Annotated in this window: 4 protein-coding genes; all 4 read left to right on the forward strand. The window is 53.9% G+C overall.

Going from position 1 to position 2000, the window contains the following annotated elements:
* The first annotated feature begins 18 nt into the window (after nt 1-18).
* Nucleotides 19-357, forward strand: a complete 339-nt coding sequence (locus tag EKM91_RS13670; RefSeq protein ID WP_125754440.1) for a hypothetical protein — start codon at nt 19-21, stop codon at nt 355-357.
* Entirely contained in the window at nt 341-733 is a 393-nt protein-coding gene (locus EKM91_RS13675; protein WP_125754441.1) for an acetyl-CoA carboxylase biotin carboxyl carrier protein subunit, read from the forward strand. The genes EKM91_RS13670 and EKM91_RS13675 overlap by 17 nt, the downstream gene beginning before the upstream one ends.
* Nucleotides 734-743: 10 nt before the next feature.
* The gene (locus EKM91_RS13680; RefSeq protein WP_125754442.1) at nt 744-1865 is read left to right on the forward strand and encodes a sodium ion-translocating decarboxylase subunit beta; all 1122 of its coding nucleotides are present in this window, start codon (nt 744-746) and stop codon (nt 1863-1865) included.
* A 24-nt stretch (nt 1866-1889) separates the two neighbouring features.
* The coding region (locus tag EKM91_RS14205; RefSeq protein ID WP_420795952.1) for an OadG-related small transporter subunit at nt 1890-2000 on the forward strand (111 nt) is incomplete at its 3' end.

Here is a 2000-nt window from a genome sequence, read left to right on the forward strand (position 1 = left end):
GCGCAAAGGAGGCATAGGATGTTCCGTTTTTTTAAGAAAAAGCAACCGGCGGCGCCTGTTGAGGCACCGAAACCGGCCCCGCAGCCGAGTGCGCCGCGTGAAGAATGGGAATTGGTCCCGAATTACCTCACCATCGACCCGCATGATGAGCCGATCGCAGTCGTGATCGCCGCAGCCACCGCAGCCGCGACTGTTCCTGATCACGAGCTGCATTTAAGGCGGCTCGCGGTGCAAAATCCGGAAGCGCAACGCGTCGCGGTGATCGCCGCTTCCGTCGCAGCCGCCACCAGCGGCAAACAATTCGTTGTTAAATCAATTCGTAGAAAGGTGAGTGGCGCAGATGCTACGCAAGTTTAAGATCAAGATCGACGGTAAAGAATATTTAGTTGAAATGGAAGAGGTTGGCGCTCCACAACCACAAGCAGCGCCAGCCCCAGCCCCAGCAGCGCCTGCTCCGGCAGCTGCGGCCCCACAACCGGCCCCAGCACCTGCTGCGCCAGCACCGGCTGCCAGCGGTGACGGTGAACCGCTGACGGCACCGATGCCAGGCAGTATCACCAAGATCAACGTCAAAGTCGGCGATCAGGTCACCGAAAACCAACCGGTGATGATCTTGGAAGCCATGAAGATGGAAAATGAAATCGTTGCGCCAAAGGCTGGTACGGTCACCGCCATCGCTGTTACCAAAGGCGATACGGTCAATTCAGGAGATAACCTGATCTTTATCCAGTAGGGAGGCTGCTATGGACACATTATTACAAACGATTCTATCCATCACCCCAGGGCAAATCGCGATGATGCTGATCGGCGGCGTCTTGATGTACTTGGGGATCAAGAAAAACTATGAACCCACCTTGCTGGTGCCGATGGGGTTAGGGACGATCTTAGTCAACTTCCCCAATTCCGGGGTGCTGACGCAAGTGATCGGCGGCTCTAAAGCAGAAGGGATCTTAGATGTCCTGTTTAAAGCCGGGATCAACACCGAATTATTCCCGCTGCTGATCTTTATCGGGATCGGGGCCATGATCGACTTTGGCCCGCTGCTGCAAAATCCATTCATGCTCTTGTTCGGGGCGGCAGCCCAATTCGGGATCTTCTTTGTGGTCATCATCGCCGTATTGGCAGGTTTTGATATCAAAGAAGCTGCCAGCATCGGGATCATTGGGGCGGCTGATGGCCCCACTTCGATCTTTGTTTCCAACCAACTGGCGCCGAATCTGCTCGGGGCGATCGCCGTGGCGGCGTACTCGTATATGGCGTTAGTGCCGATCATTCAGCCTTTTGCCATTCGCTTGGTCACCACCAAAAAAGAACGTCAGATCCGCATGACTTACAAGGCCGAAGGCGTTTCTAAGACCACCAAGATCATTTTCCCGATCTTCGTCACGATCTTAGCCGGCTTCATCGCACCAACCGCCTTGCCATTAGTCGGATTCTTGATGTTTGGCAACATCTTGCGGGAATGCGGGGTGTTGGATCGTTTATCCGAAACCGCGCAAAACGAATTGGTCAACATCTGCTCGATCTTGTTGGGCTTGACCATTGCTGTCAAGATGCAAGCCAGCTTGTTCTTGAACACCCAGACTTTGATGATCATCGCCTTTGGGTTAGTCGCGTTCATCATGGACACGATCGGCGGCGTGCTGTTTGCCAAGTTATTGAACTTGTTCCGTAAAGAAAAGATCAACCCGATGATCGGGGCAGCCGGGATCTCCGCATTCCCAATGTCCAGCCGGGTGATCCAGCAAATGGCGACAGCCGAAGATCCGAAGAACTTCGTCTTGATGTTTGCCGTCGGCGCCAACGTAGCCGGCCAAATCGGCAGTGTCATTGCCGGTGGGCTGTTGCTGTCGTTCTTTAGCTAAGGAGGTGCACGAATGTCAGCTGATATGGTACAAGCGTTTGAACTGATGGCGCTGGGGATGGGCGGCGACTTCTTCGTCCTCTTCGTGATCTACGTCGTCTCAAAACTATTATTGAAGTTATTACCACCTGAAAAG

The organism is Lacticaseibacillus baoqingensis, from assembly GCF_003946165.1.
GTDB lineage: Bacteria > Bacillota > Bacilli > Lactobacillales > Lactobacillaceae > Lacticaseibacillus > Lacticaseibacillus baoqingensis.

Coding starts and splice junctions, on each gene's coding strand:
- EKM91_RS13670 (WP_125754440.1), top strand. CDS start 19: ATGTTCCGTTTTTTTAAGAAAAAGCAACCGGCGGCGCCTGTTGAGGCA.
- EKM91_RS13675 (WP_125754441.1), top strand. CDS start 341: ATGCTACGCAAGTTTAAGATCAAGATCGACGGTAAAGAATATTTAGTT.
- EKM91_RS13680 (WP_125754442.1), top strand. CDS start 744: ATGGACACATTATTACAAACGATTCTATCCATCACCCCAGGGCAAATC.